16 protein-coding genes and 2 pseudogenes are annotated in these 19,192 nt (G+C 40.9%); 8 read left to right on the plus strand and 10 right to left on the minus strand.

All coding sequences use genetic code 11. From position 1 onward, the window contains the following. Nucleotides 1–30: 30 nt before the first annotated feature. Nucleotides 31–918, minus strand: a complete 888-nt coding sequence (gene nadC / locus PGX00_RS04820) for a carboxylating nicotinate-nucleotide diphosphorylase (RefSeq protein ID WP_272133370.1) — start codon at nucleotides 916–918, stop codon at nucleotides 31–33. 187 nt (nucleotides 919–1,105) lie between these two features. Between nadC and ampD the strand changes: the two are divergent. From ampD to lpdA, 5 genes and pseudogenes are all read left to right on the plus strand, one after another. After that, nucleotides 1,106–1,656: pseudogene (gene ampD, locus PGX00_RS04825) on the plus strand (1,6-anhydro-N-acetylmuramyl-L-alanine amidase AmpD). A 284-nt stretch (nucleotides 1,657–1,940) separates the two neighbouring features. Then, nucleotides 1,941–2,708 (plus strand): pyruvate dehydrogenase complex transcriptional repressor PdhR, encoded by a 768-nt coding sequence (pdhR, locus tag PGX00_RS04830; protein WP_272137927.1) that lies wholly within the window; start codon nucleotides 1,941–1,943, stop codon nucleotides 2,706–2,708. Between the two features lie 55 nt (nucleotides 2,709–2,763). After that, a complete protein-coding gene (aceE, locus tag PGX00_RS04835) occupies nucleotides 2,764–5,427 on the plus strand; it encodes a pyruvate dehydrogenase (acetyl-transferring), homodimeric type (protein WP_272133372.1) in 2,664 nt (887 codons plus the stop codon). Between the two features lie 15 nt (nucleotides 5,428–5,442). Beyond that, nucleotides 5,443–7,311 (plus strand): pyruvate dehydrogenase complex dihydrolipoyllysine-residue acetyltransferase, encoded by a 1,869-nt coding sequence (gene aceF / locus PGX00_RS04840; RefSeq protein ID WP_272133374.1) that lies wholly within the window; start codon nucleotides 5,443–5,445, stop codon nucleotides 7,309–7,311. Between the two features lie 185 nt (nucleotides 7,312–7,496). Continuing rightward, entirely contained in the window at nucleotides 7,497–8,921 is a 1,425-nt protein-coding gene (gene lpdA / locus PGX00_RS04845; RefSeq protein WP_272133375.1) for a dihydrolipoyl dehydrogenase, read from the plus strand. Between the two features lie 104 nt (nucleotides 8,922–9,025). Here the strand turns inward: lpdA and PGX00_RS04850 are convergent, their stop codons facing one another. Next, nucleotides 9,026–9,637, minus strand: coding sequence for a TetR/AcrR family transcriptional regulator (locus PGX00_RS04850; RefSeq protein WP_272133377.1), 612 nt, complete (start codon nucleotides 9,635–9,637; stop codon nucleotides 9,026–9,028). Between the two features lie 326 nt (nucleotides 9,638–9,963). Here PGX00_RS04850 and hpt point away from each other — a divergent pair, with 326 nt between their 5' ends. Continuing rightward, nucleotides 9,964–10,494: a hypoxanthine phosphoribosyltransferase gene (hpt, locus tag PGX00_RS04855; RefSeq protein ID WP_272133379.1), complete on the plus strand. Its 531-nt coding sequence runs from the start codon at nucleotides 9,964–9,966 to the stop codon at nucleotides 10,492–10,494. Between the two features lie 76 nt (nucleotides 10,495–10,570). On the opposite strand, the gene can is transcribed toward hpt, so the two are convergent. Further along, nucleotides 10,571–11,227 carry a carbonate dehydratase gene (can, locus tag PGX00_RS04860; RefSeq protein WP_272133381.1) on the minus strand — a complete coding sequence of 219 codons (657 nt, stop codon included), beginning with the start codon at nucleotides 11,225–11,227 and terminating at the stop codon, nucleotides 10,571–10,573. A gap of 261 nt (nucleotides 11,228–11,488) precedes the next feature. Between can and PGX00_RS04865 the strand changes: the two genes are divergently transcribed. Together PGX00_RS04865 and PGX00_RS04870 are read left to right on the plus strand one after the other, a co-directional pair. Beyond that, a complete protein-coding gene (locus tag PGX00_RS04865; protein ID WP_272133383.1) occupies nucleotides 11,489–12,406 on the plus strand; it encodes an ABC transporter ATP-binding protein in 918 nt (305 codons plus the stop codon). 6 nt (nucleotides 12,407–12,412) lie between these two features. After that, nucleotides 12,413–13,183 (plus strand): ABC transporter permease, encoded by a 771-nt coding sequence (locus PGX00_RS04870; RefSeq protein WP_272133385.1) that lies wholly within the window; start codon nucleotides 12,413–12,415, stop codon nucleotides 13,181–13,183. Nucleotides 13,184–13,281: 98 nt separating this feature from the next. Here the strand turns inward: PGX00_RS04870 and panC are convergent, their stop codons facing one another. The 7 genes and pseudogenes from panC to sfsA form a co-directional block, all read right to left on the minus strand. Then, a complete protein-coding gene (gene panC / locus PGX00_RS04875; protein WP_272133387.1) occupies nucleotides 13,282–14,160 on the minus strand; it encodes a pantoate--beta-alanine ligase in 879 nt (292 codons plus the stop codon). A 12-nt stretch (nucleotides 14,161–14,172) separates the two neighbouring features. Beyond that, a complete protein-coding gene (gene panB, locus PGX00_RS04880) occupies nucleotides 14,173–14,967 on the minus strand; it encodes a 3-methyl-2-oxobutanoate hydroxymethyltransferase (protein WP_272133389.1) in 795 nt (264 codons plus the stop codon). Between the two features lie 29 nt (nucleotides 14,968–14,996). Then, nucleotides 14,997–15,479 carry a 2-amino-4-hydroxy-6-hydroxymethyldihydropteridine diphosphokinase gene (gene folK, locus PGX00_RS04885; protein WP_272133391.1) on the minus strand — a complete coding sequence of 161 codons (483 nt, stop codon included), beginning with the start codon at nucleotides 15,477–15,479 and terminating at the stop codon, nucleotides 14,997–14,999. Next, complete coding sequence (pcnB, locus tag PGX00_RS04890; protein ID WP_272137929.1) at nucleotides 15,476–16,789, minus strand: polynucleotide adenylyltransferase PcnB; 1,314 nt, start codon at nucleotides 16,787–16,789, stop codon at nucleotides 15,476–15,478. Before pcnB ends, folK begins: the two co-directional genes overlap by 4 nt. Before the next feature lie 139 nt (nucleotides 16,790–16,928). After that, entirely contained in the window at nucleotides 16,929–17,819 is an 891-nt protein-coding gene (gluQRS, locus tag PGX00_RS04895) for a tRNA glutamyl-Q(34) synthetase GluQRS (RefSeq protein ID WP_272133393.1), read from the minus strand. A gap of 72 nt (nucleotides 17,820–17,891) precedes the next feature. Continuing rightward, nucleotides 17,892–18,335 (minus strand): RNA polymerase-binding protein DksA, encoded by a 444-nt coding sequence (gene dksA, locus PGX00_RS04900; RefSeq protein WP_272133395.1) that lies wholly within the window; start codon nucleotides 18,333–18,335, stop codon nucleotides 17,892–17,894. Nucleotides 18,336–18,474: 139 nt separating this feature from the next. After that, nucleotides 18,475–19,181 (minus strand): annotated as a pseudogene (gene sfsA, locus PGX00_RS04905) (DNA/RNA nuclease SfsA). Nucleotides 19,182–19,192 lie beyond the last annotated feature (11 nt).

Genomic DNA, 19,192 nt, shown 5'->3' on the forward strand with positions numbered 1-19,192 from the left:
CTCTTTTTTGTTTCGATATTACTAATAGCGTTACTTAAAACGCATAGAGAGATCCATCGCTTTAAGGTGTTTGGTGAGTGCTCCAACTGATATGTAATCCACACCAGTTTCTGCAAACTCTCGAATCGTTTCTAACGTGACATTCCCAGAGTTTTCTAAGTCAGCTCTACCTGCGTTAATTTTGACCGCTTCTTTCATCATTTCAGTAGTGAAATTGTCTAACATGATAATATCTGCGCCAGCTGTAATCGCTTCATTAAGTTCTTCTAGCGATTCCGTTTCAATTTCGACGGGTTTTCCAGGGTTCAATTCTTTTGCTGCTGAAATTGCCTTAGAGATACCACCACAAGCAATGATGTGATTTTCTTTGATTAGATAGGCATCGAATACGCCAATACGGTGGTTGAAGCCACCACCACATACCACCGCATATTTAAGTGCGCTGCGTAAACCTGGAATCGTTTTTCGAGTGTCTAACAGTTTGCAATTTGTACCAACTAATTGTTCGGCATATTTTGCAGTAACAGTAGCACAGCCAGATAACGTTTGAATAAAGTTCATGGCGTTTCGCTCACCGGTGAGCAAAATCCTAGCGGGGCCAGAGAGAGTGCACAACGTTTGATTAGGTTCTACTTTGTCACCATCTTGCACGTGCCAATCGATAGTCACTTCGCCACCGAGCTGCTTAAAAACTTCATCGGCCCATGCTTGACCACAAAAAACACCTTGTTCACGAGTAATAATGGTTGCGATGCTCTGTCGATCTGATGGGATAAGCGTTGCCGTAATGTCTGTCGTTACATCCAACGTTCCACCTAGGTCTTCACGCAATGTTTCTGTAACCGCGCGTGATATTTCTAAAGGCAGTTGTTTTTTTAAGTAATTAAGGCGTGCATCGCTGTCGTGTGTGTTTTTCATTATGGAAATCTAGCGCTAGTGGTTAAGAAGGTAAGAATGATACTCCGGCTTGTAAATTATTTCAGTAGGAAAACGAGTTATTTGTGTCTATAACGTTAAAAAATAATTTAGATATACTCACCGGAGCCTTGTTGTCGTTCCGATTGTTACGCTAGAGTAATATGAACAGTGGCTTAGAGGGATATGAATGAAAATTACTGCCGATGATTGGTTAGAAGGTGCAAGACATGTCCCTTCTCCTTATTGTGACGTAAGGCCGAAGGAAGTGGAGGTGAGCCTACTCGTTTTTCATAATATCAGTTTGCCACCAGGTCAATATGGTGGAGATGAGATAGAGCGTTTTTTTACAGGTAATCTCGATCCAAAAGAGCATCCTTTTTTTATGTTATTCACCAAATGAAGGTCTCTGCACACTGCTTAATTCGAAGGGATGGTGAAGTTGTACAGTTTGTGCCATTCAATATGAGAGCTTGGCATGCTGGTAAGTCAAGTTTTGCAGGTGTAGATAAGTGCAATGATTATTCTATTGGCATTGAATTAGAAGGTACCGATTTTGATTCGTATACCGAAAAGCAATATCAGTCATTAGCAACAGTGACATCACTATTGATGGTTCATTATCCTAGTATTTCACCAGATAGAATTACAGGACATCAGTATATCGCGCCCCTACGAAAAACTGACCCAGGTTTGGTCTTCAATTGGCGCTATTTTCGTAGTGTAATCAATGCCGATTAATTTTTTTAGTGGCTATAAATACATCGTTTTAAACAAAACCACTAAAGAAACCATCTATTAACAACTAGAAATTTTTTGGTGTTTTATGTAACTGCATCAAAAGATTAATGTATATCCATGACAAATAATTGTTGTCTTCCTGTTAAATGCTCAGGATTTTATGATTTAAATCAATTTTGACCTAGACATTAACGTTATTTTTATGTTAACTTTCGTGAACTTTAAAATTGGTAATACCAATTTACACGACTCGCAAGCTTGATGAATTGAGTAAAAATAACGATATGGCATATCAAAGGATACGTCAGCCTAAGCTCTCTGATGTAATAGAGAAAGAGCTTGAAAGGTTGATTGTGGAAGGGACATTCTCACCAGGGCAACAACTGCCGCCGGAAAGAGAACTGGCGACACAATTTGATGTCTCACGCCCTTCTATCCGTGAAGCGATCCAGCGATTAGAAGCTAAGCGCTTGTTAACACGCCGTCAAGGCGGTGGAACCTTCGTAAGCGAAAGTTTGTGGAAGGGTTTTTCAGATCCTTTACTAGAGCTTTTGTCGACTCATCATGAAACTCAATTAGACTTGCTGGAGTCTCGCCACGCGTTAGAAGGCATATCTGCATATTTTGCTGCTTTGCGTGGGACCGAAGAAGATTATACAAGGATTCGCACTATTCAAGAGCGAATTCAAAAAGCAGAAGAAGAGAAAAATGTAGAACAAGAAGCAGCAGAAGTAATGAAATCACTCATTGCGATCACCGATGCTGCCCATAATGTTGTGCTGCTACATATCGTTCGCAGTCTCGCTCCTCTTCTTGAGCAGAACGTATTACAGAATTTAAAACTATTGAACCGCCGTAGTGATGTGGCGGAAAAAGTAAGTAGACACAGAGCTAATATAGTAGATGCGATAGTTTCTGGACAGCCTGAGCAGGCTCGTGAACTTTCTCATTCACATTTAGCTTATATCGAGGAAACATTGTTGGATATTAATCGTGAAGAGAGTAGAAGAAAACGCTCTTTGCGTCGAATCCAACAGAGTGATGAATCATAACTAATTAGATTCATTGCATGTTAACAAGATCCAACTAACAAAAGGATAGACCGCCATGTCTGAAGTCATTAATAATGACGTTGATGCACTGGAAACTCAAGAGTGGCTTGCCGCACTAGAGTCAGTAGTACGTGAAGAAGGTGTAGAGCGTGCACAGTTCTTACTAGAAACAGTTTTAGATAAAGCACGCCTTGATGGTGTAGATATGCCTACTGGCGTAACTACCAACTACATCAATACTATTTCTCCCGAACAAGAACCCGCTTACCCCGGTGATACAACGTTAGAGCGTCGTATCCGCTCTATAATTCGTTGGAATGCAATTATGATTGTACTGCGCGCCTCTAAGAAAGACTTAGAGTTGGGCGGTCATATGGCGTCTTTTCAATCTTCAGCTGCATTTTATGAAACATGCTTTAACCATTTCTTCCGTGCTCCTAATGCTAAAGATGGCGGAGACCTAGTTTATTATCAAGGTCACATCTCTCCAGGAATCTACTCTCGAGCATTCGTTGAAGGCCGATTGACAGCAGATCAACTCGATAACTTCCGTCAGGAAGTGGATGGCAAAGGTATACCTTCGTACCCTCACCCGAAATTAATGCCTGAGTTTTGGCAGTTCCCAACGGTTTCAATGGGCCTTGGTCCAATTTCTTCTATCTATCAAGCTCGATTCCTTAAGTATTTAGACGGTCGCGGCATGAAAGACACTAAAGAACAGCGCGTGTACGCATTCTTAGGTGATGGTGAAATGGATGAGCCGGAATCTCGTGGTGCAATTTCATTTGCCGCTCGTGAGAAACTAGACAACCTTTGCTTCCTGATAAACTGTAACTTACAACGTCTCGACGGCCCAGTAATGGGTAACGGCAAGATAATCCAAGAACTAGAAGGCTTATTTAGAGGCGCTGGTTGGAACGTCGTTAAGGTTGTTTGGGGCAGTGGTTGGGATGCATTGCTTGCTAAAGATACTTCTGGCAAGTTACTGCAGTTAATGAACGAAGTTGTTGATGGCGATTACCAAACATTTAAATCTAAAGATGGTGCTTTCGTCCGTGAGAACTTCTTTGGTCGTTACCCTGAAACAGCAGCACTCGTTTCTGACATGACAGATGATGAAATCTTCGCACTAAAACGTGGTGGTCATGATTCATCTAAACTGTATGCGGCTTATAAAAATGCGGCAGAAACAAAAGATCGTCCAACGGTTATCTTGGCTAAGACTGTAAAAGGTTATGGCATGGGTGCAGCGGCAGAAGGTATGAACATCGCTCACCAAGTTAAGAAAATGGACATGACACATGTTCAACATCTTCGTGACCGTTTAGGTTTAAAAGATCTCGTTTCAGATGAAGAAATGAAATCTCTACCTTATCTACAGCTAGAAGAAGGTAGTGCAGAATACGAATATTTACATGCTCGTCGTAAAGCCTTACATGGTTATACTCCGGTTCGTTTGCCTAATTTTACTCAAGCGTTAGATATTCCTAAATTGGATGAGTTTAAACCGCTACTTGAAGAGCAAAAGCGTGACATTTCGTCAACAATGGCATTTGTACGTACACTAAACGTTTTACTTAAAAACAAAGGCATTGGTAAGAACATCGTTCCTATCATCGCTGATGAAGCGCGTACGTTTGGTATGGAAGGACTGTTCCGACAAATCGGTATCTACAATCCAAATGGCCAAAACTATACTCCTCAAGATCGTGATATCGTTTCTTATTATAAAGAAGCGACGTCGGGTCAGGTGCTACAAGAAGGTATTAATGAGCTAGGTGCGATGTCTTCATGGGTTGCGGCAGCAACGTCATACAGTACCAATGACTTGCCAATGATTCCTTTCTATATCTACTACTCTATGTTTGGTTTCCAACGTGTAGGTGATATGGCTTGGATGGCTGGTGACCAACAAGCGCGTGGTTTCTTATTAGGCGCAACGGCAGGACGTACAACACTCAATGGTGAAGGTCTTCAACATGAAGATGGTCACAGCCATATTATGGCAGGTACCGTACCAAATTGTATTTCTTATGACCCAACGTTTGCTTATGAAGTTGCGGTTATTGTACAAGACGGTATTCGTCGCATGTATGGTGAACAAGAGAACGTGTTCTACTACTTGACGTTAATGAATGAAAACTACGCGATGCCAGCGATGCCAGAAGGTGCTGAAGAAGGCATTCGTAAGGGTATTTATAAATTAGAAACTCATGAAGGTACGAAGGGTAAGGTTCAGTTGCTAAGCTCAGGAACTATCATGAATGAAGTGCGTAAAGCCGCTGAAATATTAAGTGAAGAGTACGGCGTTGGTTCTGATGTTTATTCTGTAACGTCATTCAATGAAGTGACGCGTGATGGACAAGAAGTCGATCGTTACAACATGCTTCACCCAGAAGCTGAGTCTAAAGTCCCTTATATTGCTGATGTGATGGGTACCGAGCCAGCAATAGCAGCAACGGATTACATGAAAAATTATGCAGAACAAGTTCGTGCATTTATCCCTGCTGAATCTTATAAAGTACTTGGTACTGATGGCTTTGGTCGTTCAGACAGCCGTGAGAATCTACGTCGTCATTTTGAAGTGAATGCAGGTTACGTAGTCGTTGCTGCTCTAAATGAGTTGGCAAACCGTGGTGATGTTGATAAGTCTGTTGTTGCAGATGCAATTAAGAAATTCGACATTGACGCAGATAAAACTAACCCGTTATACGCATAAAGGTAGGACAGAATAATGGCAATCGAAATTAATGTACCGGATATAGGTGCGGATGAGGTTGAAGTTACTGAGATTCTTGTCAGCGTAGGCGACAAGGTTGAAGAAGAACAGTCCCTTATCAGTGTTGAAGGCGATAAAGCCTCAATGGAAGTACCAGCATCACAAGCGGGTATTGTAAAAGAGATTAAAGTTGCTGAAGGCGACAAAGTGACGACGGGTTCGTTGATTATGATTTTTGAAGCAGCTGAAGAAGGAGCATCTGCCGCTTCTGCCCCAGTTGTTGAAGTCGAGTCTGCTGCCCCTGTTAGCCTCTCTCTGAAAGAGATCAATGTACCGGATATCGGTGGTGACGAAGTTGAAGTCACTGAGATTATGGTTGCTGTTGGCGATGTTATCGAAGAAGAGCAATCTCTTGTGACTGTTGAAGGTGATAAAGCCTCAATGGAAGTACCTGCACCGTTCGCAGGTACTTTAAAAGAAATTAAAATTGCTGAAGGCGATAAGGTCACTACAGGTTCGCTTATCATGGTCTTTGAAGTGTCTGAAGGTGGTGCCGCGCCTGTCGCTGATGCTGCTCCTGTAGCTTTAGCTCCAGCAGCTGTTGAACTCAAAGAGATTACAGTACCTGATATTGGTGGCGATGAAGTTGAAGTCACTGAAATTATGGTTGCGGTAGGTGATGCTATTGATGAAGAGCAGTCACTGATTACTGTTGAAGGCGATAAAGCTTCGATGGAAGTACCTGCTCCGTTTGCTGGTGTATTGAAAGAACTTAAGATAGCCGAAGGCGATAAAGTAACCACTGGTTCTTTGATTATGGTGTTTGAGACAACGTCTGCATCTGCACCAGTAGCAGCACCAGTTGCCGCTGCTCCTTCTGCTCCCGCTCCAGTCGTTAAAGCAGAGGCTCCTAAAACAGCGCCAGCAACGGATGAATTTGAGGTCAATAACGATTATTCTCATGCTTCTCCTGTTGTACGCCGTATTGCTCGCGAATTCGGAGTAAACTTAGCGAAAGTTAAGGGAACGGGTCGTAAGAGCCGTATCTTGAAAGAAGATATTCAAAGCTACGTTAAAGAAGCATTGAAACGTCTCGAATCTGGTGCAGCAGCCGCAGCAGGTAAAGGAGACGGAAGTGCACTTGGTCTACTTCCTTGGCCGAAGATTGATTTCAGCAAGTTTGGTGACATTGAAACTAAACCGCTATCGCGCATTAAGAAAATTTCTGGTGCTAACTTGCATCGTAACTGGGTAATGATACCTCACGTTACACAGTGGGATAATGCTGATATTACCGAGTTAGAAAAATTCCGAAAAGAACAAAATGCGGTAGAAGCGAAGAAAGACTCAGGTGTTAAGATCACGCCTCTAGTGTTCATAATGAAGGCAGTAGCGAAAGCGCTCGAAGCCTTCCCTACGTTTAATTCTTCATTAAGTGAAGATGGCGAAAGCTTGATACTGAAAAAATATGTCAATGTGGGTATTGCTGTTGATACGCCAAATGGCTTAGTTGTTCCTGTCTTTAAAGATGTGAATAAAAAAGGCATTTACGAGCTATCAGATGAGCTAATGGCTGTGTCTAAAAAAGCACGTTCAGGTAAACTTACGGCTGCGGATATGCAGGGTGGTTGTTTCACTATTTCAAGTTTAGGCGGTATCGGTGGTACGGCATTTACTCCAATAGTTAACGCGCCTGAAGTTGCAATTTTAGGTGTGTCAAAGTCGGAGATGAAGCCAGTGTGGAATGGTCAAGACTTTGTACCACGCTTACAACTGCCATTGTCACTTTCCTACGACCACCGTGTGGTTGATGGAGCAGAAGGTGCTCGCTTCATTACTTATCTAAACGGTTGTCTATCAGATATCCGCCGATTAGTACTGTAATAAAAACTGAAAGGTGGCAACGTTGCCGCCTTTCTTGTTTTATAAATTAATACATAGCTCACAGGCTAAATGGAATTTCTTTTCACTTCGTTAACAAGTTTGTAAACTGTTGAGGTCTGAAAGAAAAAGAAGTTAATAACTATCGACATTTAGCCTGTTAGGGATAATGACTACAAGAGGTCACAATGAGCAAAGAAATTAAAGCCCAAGTTGTCGTACTTGGTGCCGGTCCTGGTGGATACTCAGCTGCATTCCGTTGTGCAGACCTAGGTTTGGAAACCGTACTAATTGAACGTTATAGCGCGTTAGGTGGTGTATGCTTAAATGTTGGGTGTATTCCATCGAAAGCATTGCTGCACGTAGCTAAAGTAATTGAAGAAGCGAAAGCGCTTGCTGAGCACGGTATTGTATTTGGTGAGCCACAAACAGATATTGATAAAATTCGTTTGTGGAAGGAAAAAGTAGTTGGACAGTTAACGACTGGTATCGCTGGCATGGCTAAAATGCGCAAGGTTACTGTTGTTAATGGTTACGGTAAGTTTACCAGCCCGAACTCGATTGAGGTTGACGGTGAAGACGGTAAAACGACAGTAAACTTTGATAATGCGATTGTTGCTGCTGGTTCTCGCCCAATTAAGCTGCCATTTATCCCACATGAAGATCCTCGAATTTGGGATTCTACAGATGCTCTAGAACTTAAAGAAGTACCAGGAAAGCTACTCATAATGGGTGGTGGTATTATTGGTCTAGAAATGGGTACGGCTTATCACTCTTTAGGTTCAAAGATCGATGTTGTTGAAATGTTCGATCAAGTTATTCCAGCGGCAGATAAAGATATCGTGAAGGTATATACCAAGCGAATCAAAAACAAGTTTAATCTGATGCTAGAAACCAAAGTTACAGCAGTTGAAGCAAAAGAAGACGGCATTTACGTTTCTATGGAAGGTAAAAAAGCACCAGCTGAACCAGAGCGCTATGATGCAGTGTTAGTTGCCATTGGTCGAGTACCAAATGGTAAGCTACTTGATGCCGAGAAAGCAGGTTTAGAAGTTGATGATCGTGGCTTTATCAATGTAGATAAGCAAATGCGTACCAATGTACCTCATATACATGCTATCGGCGATATTGTTGGTCAACCAATGCTTGCCCATAAAGGGGTCCATGAAGGTCATGTTGCTGCCGAAGTTATTTCTGGTAAGAAGCACTACTTTGATCCTAAGGTAATCCCTTCTATTGCTTATACTGAGCCGGAAGTTGCTTGGGTTGGTAAAACAGAAAAAGAAGCAAAAGAAGAAGGGCTTAACTATGAAGTTGCTTCTTTCCCTTGGACTGCTTCTGGCCGTGCTATTGCATCGGATTGTTCTGACGGGATGACTAAGCTTATCTTCGATAAAGAATCTCATCGAGTTATCGGTGGCGCTATTGTTGGTACTAATGGCGGTGAGCTTTTGGGCGAAATCGGTTTAGCTATCGAGATGGGTTGTGATGCAGAAGATATTGCACTGACAATACATGCTCACCCAACGTTGCACGAATCTGTTGGACTAGCTGCTGAAGTGTTTGAAGGTACGATTACCGATCTTCCAAACCGAAAAGCGAAGAAAAAGTAGCTCTATTATCTTTATAAAAACCGCCTTCATTGGCGGTTTTTTTGGTTATAAAAAAGCGATGGTGAACCATCGCTTTTTGCTTTTTGCCAATTAACGTTATTATTTTATTCTTCTTTGTAGATACAAAGCATATTTAAGAAGCTGTTGGTAAACTCATCTAGATGTTGTTTATCATTGATCCTGTTGGCTTCTAAATAGATTGCATAACAGATAGCATGGAACATTTTAGTTAAGTTTTCTGGGTTCTGTTTTTCACATATTTCGCCGCGTTGTATAGACTGAGAAAACATGCTTTCTATCAGTAAACGGCTGTTTTTATTTAGAGAAACAAAAAGAGGCCAAACTTCATCACGCGCTGAGGCGCTCCATTCAAACCATACCTTCAGCCAATGTTCATTTTGTAAAGCTAGTTCACACATTTTGTCTGCGGTGTTCTTAAGGTTATCTTTTGCATGCAAAGAGGTGTCAATATTCTCATTAAGAAAAGCAGAAAACTGACGAACAACGTGGTGCAGTATTTCATCAACTAGATCTTCTCTAGTTGGAAAGTAGTTAAAAACGGTAGCAACTGAAACTTGTGCAATTTCAGCTATATCAGCGTGACCTCCACGACCAATGCCACGGCGGGCAAAAACTTCTAGCGCAATATCCATCAATTGCAATTTTCGTTTTTGTGGGGACAATCGAGTCCGAGGACGTTTTTGTATCATATCCATAACGTGTTTACCTTGCCAAATCGTTGATTATTTATTTAATAGTTATATTTATTATGATTTTTTATGACGCTTAATGAGTGTACAAGTGCATATAAATGACGTCAATTTATACAGTTAATAATTATGTCACTAATTTGAGATCCCCCCATAAAACTATCGGAAATCTAAGATTTCATTAATAGCACTGACATAATTGTTATTAGCAGTAACAGTGTTAGAACCATTAGATCTAAGTTAGCCACTATCACAAGAGTAATGTTAGAATGCGCCAAGATTTTTGGTTGTATATTTCGTATATATAACTTAACTAGATAATTGAGAAGAGTATGAAACATACAGTTGAAGTGATGATCTCTGAAGAAGAGGTTCAGCAACGAGTGAAAGAAATCGGTCAGCAAATTACAGAACATTACAGAGATTCCGAAAATTTAGTCATGGTTGGGCTTTTAAGAGGCTCTTTTGTTTTTATGGCAGACCTTGCGAGAGCAATTAAAGTAAATCACTCTGTCGATTTTATGACCGCATCTAGTTACGGAAACACGATGGAAAGCTCTCGTGATGTACGTATATTAAAAGACTTAGATGACGATATTAAAGGTAAAGACGTATTACTCGTAGAAGATATAATTGATACTGGGAATACATTAAGTAAAGTCTGCGAGATTTTATCAATACGTGAACCGAACTCGATAGAGATTTGCACCTTGCTAGATAAACCTTCGCGTAGAGAAGTTGAAGTGTCTGTTAAATGGATTGGTTTCTCTATTCCTGATGAGTTTGTTGTTGGTGTTGGTATCGATTATGCGCAAAATTATCGTCACTTGCCTTACATTGGAAAGGTAGTACCACAAGAGTAAAATGAAAGCAGATCTCTATTCCTAAAGGTTCCTATGGTTGAGGGAACCTCTAGATACTGAGATCTGCAAGTTTTAATTAGATTTCACCATGATTGGTTAGTTTAGCAATAGCACCTTGGTAGGCTATCTCTAATGTTTCTCTGCTGTGGCTACGCATACCCAGATCTTTTAATTTCCCATCATCTATGCCATAAATAACGCCATGAAGGTCGATGTGTTGACCTCTTTCCCATGCAGTTTGCATAATAGTTGAGTTGCCTAAGTTGTATACCTGTTCGGCTACATTTACCTCGCAAAGCTTGTTGCCCCATTCTTCCCTTGGGTAGTCTCCTAACCAATTACGATGCTTCAGGTAAAGATCTCGTACATGAAGAATCCAATTATTGATTAAACCCAACGGTGGGTTGTCGATGGATGCATTAACGCCACCACAGCCGTAATGACCACAAACGATAATATGCTTAACTTTTAATACATCGACGGCGTATTGAACAACTGAGAGGCAATTTAAGTCGGTATGAATGACCTGATTAGCTACATTTCGGTGAACAAAAAGTTCTCCGGAATCCAATCCTGTTAATAGCTCTGCTGGTACGCGACTGTCTGAACACCCTATCCATAGGTAATCTGGGCTTTGTCTTTCTACCAATTTAGTGAAATATTCTGGGCTTTCTGAAGTCATTCGATCTGACCATTCAGCATTTTTTTCAAATAGTTCTTTAATATGTGGCATTTATCTCCCCTCTGTATAAGACCTACTATACACAAGCAAACTGATAGCTATCTATAATAATCAAAAATTTTTTTAAAAATCATCACTGGTAAGAGTAGTGGTTAATATTATTCTTAATAATTGAGGGAAGGTTTTGTGAGCAAAAAATATCTAGCAAGGAAGCGTTGCTTTTATATGCATTTGCCCCCATTTAACCTAACGACCATTTTGCTATTATTGTTTCGAAACAAAGCTTACTAGCCACTAAATAAGATTATAACGATGTACGCATTAGAAATAGAAAATTTGAAAAAGACCTATTCCGGCGGTTTTGAAGCCCTAAAAGGTGTCACTTTACAGGTTAAGAAAGGGGATTTTTATGCGCTTTTGGGGCCAAATGGTGCGGGTAAATCTACCACCATTGGCATAATTTCTTCTTTGGTAAACAAAACCTCAGGTGGCGTAAAGGTTTTTGGCTACAATATAGATACTCACCTAGAGCAGGCAAAACAGTATTTAGGGTTAGTTCCGCAAGAATTTAATTTCAACCAGTTTGAAACCGTTGAGCAGATTGTTATTCAACAAGCTGGTTATTATGGTGTGTCTAAAGAGTTAGCGAAAAAGAGGGCGGAGAAGTACCTCACACAGTTGGACCTTTGGGAAAAACGCTCAGAGCGAGCCCGCACTCTTTCTGGTGGTATGAAACGTCGCCTAATGATAGCGCGAGCGTTAATGCATGAGCCAAAGCTACTTATATTGGATGAACCTACGGCTGGAGTAGATATTGAGCTACGTCGTTCTATGTGGGATTTTCTACAGAAAATAAACGCCGAAGGCATCACCATTATTCTCACGACACACTATCTAGAAGAAGCTGAGATGTTGTGTCGTAATATCGGTATTATTAACCGTGGCGAGTTAATTGAAAATACAAGCATGAAGGATTTACTCAATAAGCTTCATGTTGAAACCTTTATTCTGGATTTACATGCGGGTAGCCCGAAACCTCAACTTCATGGGGTAAACTCTGTCGTTTTTCATAATGACTCTTTAGAAATAGAAATAGATAAATCACAAGGTTTGAATTTTGTGTTTAGCCAGTTAACAGAACAGGGTATCAATGTTCTGTCTATGCGAAATAAAGCGAATCGATTAGAAGAGCTATTTGTCGGTATTGTTCGAGATCAAAGCGGGAAATAATTAATCATGTATCAAATATATTGGACGGCCTTTAAAAGCTTACTATCGAAAGAGATCAATCGTTTCATGCGAATTTGGGTGCAAACGCTTGTACCTCCAGCAATTACAATGACACTCTACTTCATTATATTTGGCAACCTTATTGGTTCGAGAATAGGTGAAATGAATGGTTTCAGCTATATGGAATATATTGTTCCTGGTTTGATCATGATGTCGGTTATCACTAACTCTTATTCAAACGTAGCATCTTCATTTTATAGCTCAAAATTTCAAAAAAACATTGAAGAGTTGTTAGTCGCGCCTGTTCCGAATTACATCATTATTGCTGGTTTTGTTATGGGCGGCGTGACTCGCGGACTTGCTGTTGGCACTATTGTTACTTTTGTTTCTTTATTCTTTGTGGATTTACAGGTGGAGCATTGGGGGATAATAATCGCGACGGTCTTTATGACCTCAGTTGTATTTTCTATCGGTGGTTTGATTAATGCGATATTTGCAAAAACCTTTGACGATATTTCGATTATCCCTACTTTTATTCTTACTCCTCTGACTTATTTAGGCGGCGTGTTTTATTCCATCAATCTTCTGCCAGAATTTTGGCAAGGGGTGTCAAAAATCAATCCAATTGTATATATGGTTAATGCTTTTAGGTATGGGTTTTTAGGCGTATCTGATGTGGATATCGTGACTTCCTTTTCTGTGCTTATTGGTTTCGTGGTGGTGTTGTACTCAGTCGCTCATTATTTAGTGACCAAAGGCATTGGTCTGAGATCTTAAGACCTTCTTCTAAATAAAAAGAGCTATCAGTCATTGCTGATAGCTCTTTTTTAGTCGTTAATAAATTATAGCAATGAAAAATAATCAGTAAGATAAAACTATACTTGCTCTTGTTCTTTTTCTTCTACAACCAACTCAAGTACCTGATTATCGATTAATCTTGCTTTACCTAAAAATGCTGATATCAGTATGACTGCTTGAGAGGTTTCTTCGCCGATAGTTAGAAGAGTTTTTGCATCTCTAATGAATATCTCATCTGGATGAAGACCCGCTGCTCTTAATTGATCCTCTGCATCTTCCACTAAAGAACTGTAGTCATTTCGTCCACCTCGGATTTGGCTACTGACCCAGCGCATTGTTTTTGCTAACACTGGTGCTCGTTGCCGTTCATCCATGGTGAGAAGGCCGTTACGAGAGCTCATGGCTAAGCCATCTAGTTCTCTGACGGTAGGAACACCGATAATCTTAATACCGAAACAGAGGTCTTCAGTCATTTGCTTGATAACAGCAAGTTGTTGGAAGTCTTTCTCACCAAAGCAAGCAAACTCAGGTCTAACGATATTAAATAATTTAGTAACTATAGTTGCAACGCCTTTGAAGTGACCAGGACGTGAAACCCCCTCAAGCATATGCGAAAGACCCGGAACTTCAACAGATGTTTGCTTATCTAGGCCATCCGGATACATTATTTCAGGTGTTGGTGTGAATACGAGTTCAACCCCTTCACCATTTAGTATACTTAGGTCGTTGTCTAAGGTACGAGGGTAATTGTTAAGATCATCTGCACGTTCAAACTGCATTGGGTTAACAAAGATGCTTACTACAACAATGTCAGCATGCTCTTTTGCTTTACGTACTAACGTTAAGTGCCCTTCATGAAGGTTGCCCATAGTTGGTACTAAAGCAATGGTTCTACCTTCACGTTTTAGCAGTGCTATTTGCTCTCGCAAAGAGGAAATATCTGAGATTGTTTGCATTATAATTATACCTTAAGCGATGGTGTGGTCAGAGCCAGGGAAAGTGCCATCTTGTACTTCTGAAATGTATAGAGAAACCGCTTTGCGAATGTCTCCGGTTTCAGCTAAAAAGTTTTTAGAGAACTTCGGCATATAGTTGGCTGAAATACCAAACATATCGTGCATGACTAGAATTTGACCATCGGTATCACTTCCTGCCCCTATTCCAATCACTGGGATATCAACCGCTTTGGTAATTCTTTTTGCTAGTTCGGCGGGCACACATTCTAATAGAACAATTTGAGCTCCAGCCTCTTGCATTGCGATAGCATCACTCACCATCTGGTCGGCTTTTTCTTGGTCTCGACCTTGAATCTTATACCCGCCAAATATATTGACTGACTGAGGTGTTAAACCTAGATGCGCACATACAGGAACGGCACGTTCAGTTAGAAACTTGACCGTGTCGACTAACCATTTACCACCTTCCAACTTAACCATATTTGCACCTGATTGCATCAGTTTTGCCGCATTTTGGCCTGCTTGTTCTGGCGTGGCGTAGCTCATGAATGGCATGTCTGCCATTAATAGACTGTTTGGACTTCCTAATCGTACACTACGGGTATGATAAGCCATATCTTCGATAGTGACCGGCAAAGTGTTGTCCTGCCCTTGGAGTACCATCCCAAGAGAGTCTCCAACAAGTAGTACTGGCATTTCTTGTTGCTCAAAAAGTTGAGCAAAGCTTGCATCGTAAGCAGTTGATGAAGCAAATTTACGACCATCTCTTTTCCAAGTAATCAGATCGTTGATAGTGATTTTTTTCATGTGTAATCCTTTTCAGGTAGAGCTGACTATTATTGCCAAACACTTAGGCCATTTTTATCCACTTTAAGCAGCAGATTCGATAGCTCTATTCCACCTGGAAGTTTCAAATTTGGTGCGATTTCAGCGAGCGGATAGAGAACAAATTCTCTTTCATGCATTCCGTAGTGAGGAATGACTAGACGCTCGGAATGTATTACATCATTGCCATAAAGTAGAATGTCTAAATCTAGAGTCCTAGGACCCCAACGTTCACCTTTACGGACGCGACCATGCTCTAATTCAATCGCCTGAGTTAGATTTAGTAACTCGATAGGCGTCAACTCGGTTTGTATCTCGACAACAGCATTAATATAGTCGGGTTGATCTTGAGGCCCCATAGGAGCACTGCTATATAGTGACGATGCCTGTAAAAATTGGGTCTTTGTTAAATTTTTCAAGGCTTCTATAGCATTTTTCGTTTGATTGACAGGATCATTTAGATTACTGCCAATCGCGATATAGACCGTTATCATGAATTAGATTTACTTTTATTACTGCGATAGTTTTTGCGTCGACGATAGCTCGGTTTGTCTTGCCCTAAATCATTGCTCATAGCTTGGCGCATATTTCGACCTGCGTTTTGGTAGGTTTGCCACCATTTTGCTAGCTCTTTGGTTTCACCTTGCTCTACTTCACCACGCATCTCTAAGAAATCAAAGCCTGCACGAAACTTGTTTAGTTCCATTAGGCGAGTTGCTCGTTTGCCACTTCTTCTTGGTAGCCTTAATTGAAGCTGCCAAATTTCTCTAATAGTTGCTGTATGCCTTCTTGGAATCGCAATGCTTTTTACCTGTTGGTCTAGCACAACATTACTTGCTTCCATAATAGCATCGTAATAAGCAATGCCTTTTTCATCCATCATCTTACGAGCGACACGATTCAGTGGATACCATAGAAGAGCAGCAAACATAAAGGCGGGATTAATTCGCTTGCCTTCGTTTACGCGCTTATCTGTTGACTCTAGAACAAGCTCGATCATATGTTCGGTTTCTGAGTCACCTTCGTCGGTAAAATCTTCAGCAACAAGTGGAAATAGTGGTTTAAAGAGATCGTAATCTCTCATTAGTAAATAAGTTTCGAGCCCTTGTCCTGATTGAAGTAGCTTAAGTGATTCTTCAAAAAGACGAGCTGAAGGAATATCTTCAAGCAGGTAAGCAAGGTCAAGGATAGGGTCTGCCGTCGTAGCACATATATCCATGTCCAATTTAGCAGCGAAACGAACCGCTCTTAGCATCCGAACAGGATCTTCACGGTAGCGAGTTTCAGGATCACCAATAAGGCGGATTAAACCATCATCAAGGTCTTCTTTGCCTTCGGCAAAATCTTGAATACTGAAGTCGGCAATATTGTAATACATCGCGTTGATTGTAAAATCTCTACGTTCTGCATCTTCATCTATTGTGCCGTAGACATTGTCTCTAAGCAGCATACCTTCATCAGATTGTGCCGATACATTTTTTGCTGGCTCTTGATGGTGACCACGAAATGTTGCGACTTCGATGATTTCACGGCCAAACATGATATGGGCTAAGCGAAATCGTCGGCCAATTAGACGACAGTTTTTGAATAAAGCACGGATTTCTTCTGGTGTTGCGTTTGTTGCTATATCAAAGTCTTTTGGCTTGTGACCCAAAAGTAAGTCTCTTACTCCACCACCAACTAAGAATGCATCAAACCCTGCATTGCTAAGGCGATAAAGCACCTTCAATGCATTGTCACTAATGTCTTTACGGGAAACCCCGTGCTCATTTCGAGTGATAATGTTCAGCTTGATCTCTCCAATATTATGATTGTCAGTTGGATGGTTTTGTTTGCCATTGTTAACTTACTTTACTGTTAGCCAATTCGCTTTTGTATATTAATTAGAGGCTAATTTGACTAAATTTGTATACGTTCATGCTAAAAACGGTGCTAATAATAGCCTACAGAGCACCGTTTGAGAATGGTGTTGTGATCTCGATCTTTAATGGTAGCTCGTTTATCGACCAGTTTGAGCATCCCCATGCTAAAATTTCATCCAGTTTTGCTTCTTGGATCTCTTTAGGAATAACAAAACCAAGGAATCTCATCGCTTGAATAAGCGTAGGCTTTGGATGTTGTAAATCAATGGCTTCTGCGTGATTTTGTTTCGACAGTTTATGCCCGAATTCATCAATAGCCAATGGTAGATGCAGATAATCAACAGGAGTCGTATTTAGAAGTTGGTAGAGGCCAATTTGACGCCCTGTGGGCTCTATAAGGTCTGAGCCCCTAACTACTTCCGTTATACCTTGCTCTATATCATCTAACACAACCGCTAAGTTGTAGGCAAAAAGCCCGTCTCGGCGCTTAATGATGAAATCTTCAGCAGCCAAAGTAGGCGGTATCTCGATTCGACCTCTTATTTTATCGTCAAAGTGTGTTATCGGTTTATCTACTCGTAGCCTCACCGCACACTCTTTCTCGCACGTTAATTTTTTATGTCGACAGGTACCTAAATAAAATCCACCCAGAGCTTTGATCTGTTTTCTGCTGCATTGGCAAAAATAGGCTTTTTCAGTGAGTAACCACTCATCGACTTTTTCTTGATATGCTTCATGACGCTGGCTCTGGTATAACACATCACCGTCCCAATACAGGTGATATGCTTCGAGCGTATTTAAAATTAGTTGAGCAGCTCCTGGCATTTCTCTTGGTGGATCTAGATCCTCCATTCTTACCAGCCATCGTCCCTTATTCGACCGTGCTTGGAAGTAGCTTCCAAGTGCGGCAACAAGTGAACCAAAATGTAGTGGGCCAGAAGGAGAAGGTGCAAAGCGGCCAATATAGCTCATAATCAATAACTATTAACTCTGTTCAGTAAAAGAAAAAGGGAGCCAAGGCTCCCTTTTATTATTGCTTTTAGCTTAACCTTGCATCTGTCTTTCTTTCATTTCAGCAAGAGTTTTACAGTCGATACAAAGATCGGCTGTAGGACGAGCTTCTAATCGGCGGATGCCGATTTCAACGCCACATGATTCACAGAATCCAAAATCATCTTCTTCGATCTTATTGAGTGTTTTTTCAATTTTTTTGATTAAACGACGCTCACGATCTCGGTTACGTAATTCAAGACTGAATTCTTCTTCTTGAGAAGCTCTATCTACTGGATCTGGGAAGTTTGCAGCTTCATCCTGCATATGGTGCACAGTTCGCTCAACTTCATCCCTAAGTTGGTCACGCCAAGCTCCTAAGATCTTGGAAAAATGAGCCATCTGTTCTGGTGACATGTACTCTTCACCAGCTTTTTCTTGGTAAGGCTCAACGCCTGCTATGGCTAGGATGCCTAGCGCTTTTTTCTTTTCTGGCATACCGCGTCTCCTACTTACACCAACATCAACTGACTTGTAGTTAATTTTAGGCGGGTATCTATAGCAGAAAGAAATGCTGGAAGCAAACACTGAAAAATCCTATTTGCTTTCTGTGTGAAGTCGGCATCATTTTTTTTCATTAATCGACGAACTCGATTGATGACATGAGGCTAATTTCACTGTTTGATAAGTCTGCCTTATAACAGAGTATTTCAACACCAGCTTCTTTTGCTTGTTTTAGTAATAGTGAATAATTTGCATCTATATGGTGTGCTACGGACACTTTTTCAATGCCTGAATGTAAAACAGTAAAAAAAGTATAGCTCTTTTGCCACTATTGACCATTTCTGTGAGTTCGCGCAGATGCTTTTGTCCACGGGCTGTCACAGAATCAGGAAAGAAACCGTGGCCGTTTTTTTCTAATAATGTGACGCTTTTTACCTCTACGTAACACGGCACTCTATCTGGGCTTTCTAAGTAGATATCAACGCGACTATTTTCACTACCATATTTAACTTCTGTTCTTAGATGATCGTAGTTCAAAAGTTCCTCAATTACATTGGCGTTTATCGCTTCAACGACAAGATTATTTGCTCTTGCGGTATTAACGCAGATCATTTCACCATCAGAGTTTTGACTTAACTCCCAGCTATTTGGGTATTTCCGTTTAGGGTTGTCTGAAGTGGAGTACCAAATAGTATTGCCAGAATCCGCACAACCCGTCATTGCACCGGTATTTGCACAATGGATGGTACGAACTTCTCCGTTAGGAAGTTCTATGTCGGCTAAAAAGCGTTTATAGCGTTTGATCAATCTGGCCGATTCAAGCTTAGGTTCAAAGTGCATAAGTTCACTGT

The organism is Vibrio algarum, assembly GCF_028204155.1.
Lineage (GTDB): Bacteria > Pseudomonadota > Gammaproteobacteria > Enterobacterales > Vibrionaceae > Vibrio > Vibrio algarum.

What these genes read in the sequence shown, in the direction of transcription:
- nadC (WP_272133370.1), bottom strand. Translation starts at nt 918, where the DNA reads ATGAAAAACACACACGACAGCGATGCACGCCTTAATTACTTAAAAAAA.
- pdhR (WP_272137927.1), top strand. Translation starts at nt 1,941, where the DNA reads ATGGCATATCAAAGGATACGTCAGCCTAAGCTCTCTGATGTAATAGAG.
- aceE (WP_272133372.1), top strand. Translation starts at nt 2,764, where the DNA reads ATGTCTGAAGTCATTAATAATGACGTTGATGCACTGGAAACTCAAGAG.
- aceF (WP_272133374.1), top strand. Translation starts at nt 5,443, where the DNA reads ATGGCAATCGAAATTAATGTACCGGATATAGGTGCGGATGAGGTTGAA.
- lpdA (WP_272133375.1), top strand. Translation starts at nt 7,497, where the DNA reads ATGAGCAAAGAAATTAAAGCCCAAGTTGTCGTACTTGGTGCCGGTCCT.
- PGX00_RS04850 (WP_272133377.1), bottom strand. Translation starts at nt 9,637, where the DNA reads ATGGATATGATACAAAAACGTCCTCGGACTCGATTGTCCCCACAAAAA.
- hpt (WP_272133379.1), top strand. Translation starts at nt 9,964, where the DNA reads ATGAAACATACAGTTGAAGTGATGATCTCTGAAGAAGAGGTTCAGCAA.
- can (WP_272133381.1), bottom strand. Translation starts at nt 11,227, where the DNA reads ATGCCACATATTAAAGAACTATTTGAAAAAAATGCTGAATGGTCAGAT.
- PGX00_RS04865 (WP_272133383.1), top strand. Translation starts at nt 11,489, where the DNA reads ATGTACGCATTAGAAATAGAAAATTTGAAAAAGACCTATTCCGGCGGT.
- PGX00_RS04870 (WP_272133385.1), top strand. Translation starts at nt 12,413, where the DNA reads ATGTATCAAATATATTGGACGGCCTTTAAAAGCTTACTATCGAAAGAG.
- panC (WP_272133387.1), bottom strand. Translation starts at nt 14,160, where the DNA reads ATGCAAACAATCTCAGATATTTCCTCTTTGCGAGAGCAAATAGCACTG.
- panB (WP_272133389.1), bottom strand. Translation starts at nt 14,967, where the DNA reads ATGAAAAAAATCACTATCAACGATCTGATTACTTGGAAAAGAGATGGT.
- folK (WP_272133391.1), bottom strand. Translation starts at nt 15,479, where the DNA reads ATGATAACGGTCTATATCGCGATTGGCAGTAATCTAAATGATCCTGTC.
- gluQRS (WP_272133393.1), bottom strand. Translation starts at nt 17,819, where the DNA reads ATGAGCTATATTGGCCGCTTTGCACCTTCTCCTTCTGGCCCACTACAT.
- dksA (WP_272133395.1), bottom strand. Translation starts at nt 18,335, where the DNA reads ATGCCAGAAAAGAAAAAAGCGCTAGGCATCCTAGCCATAGCAGGCGTT.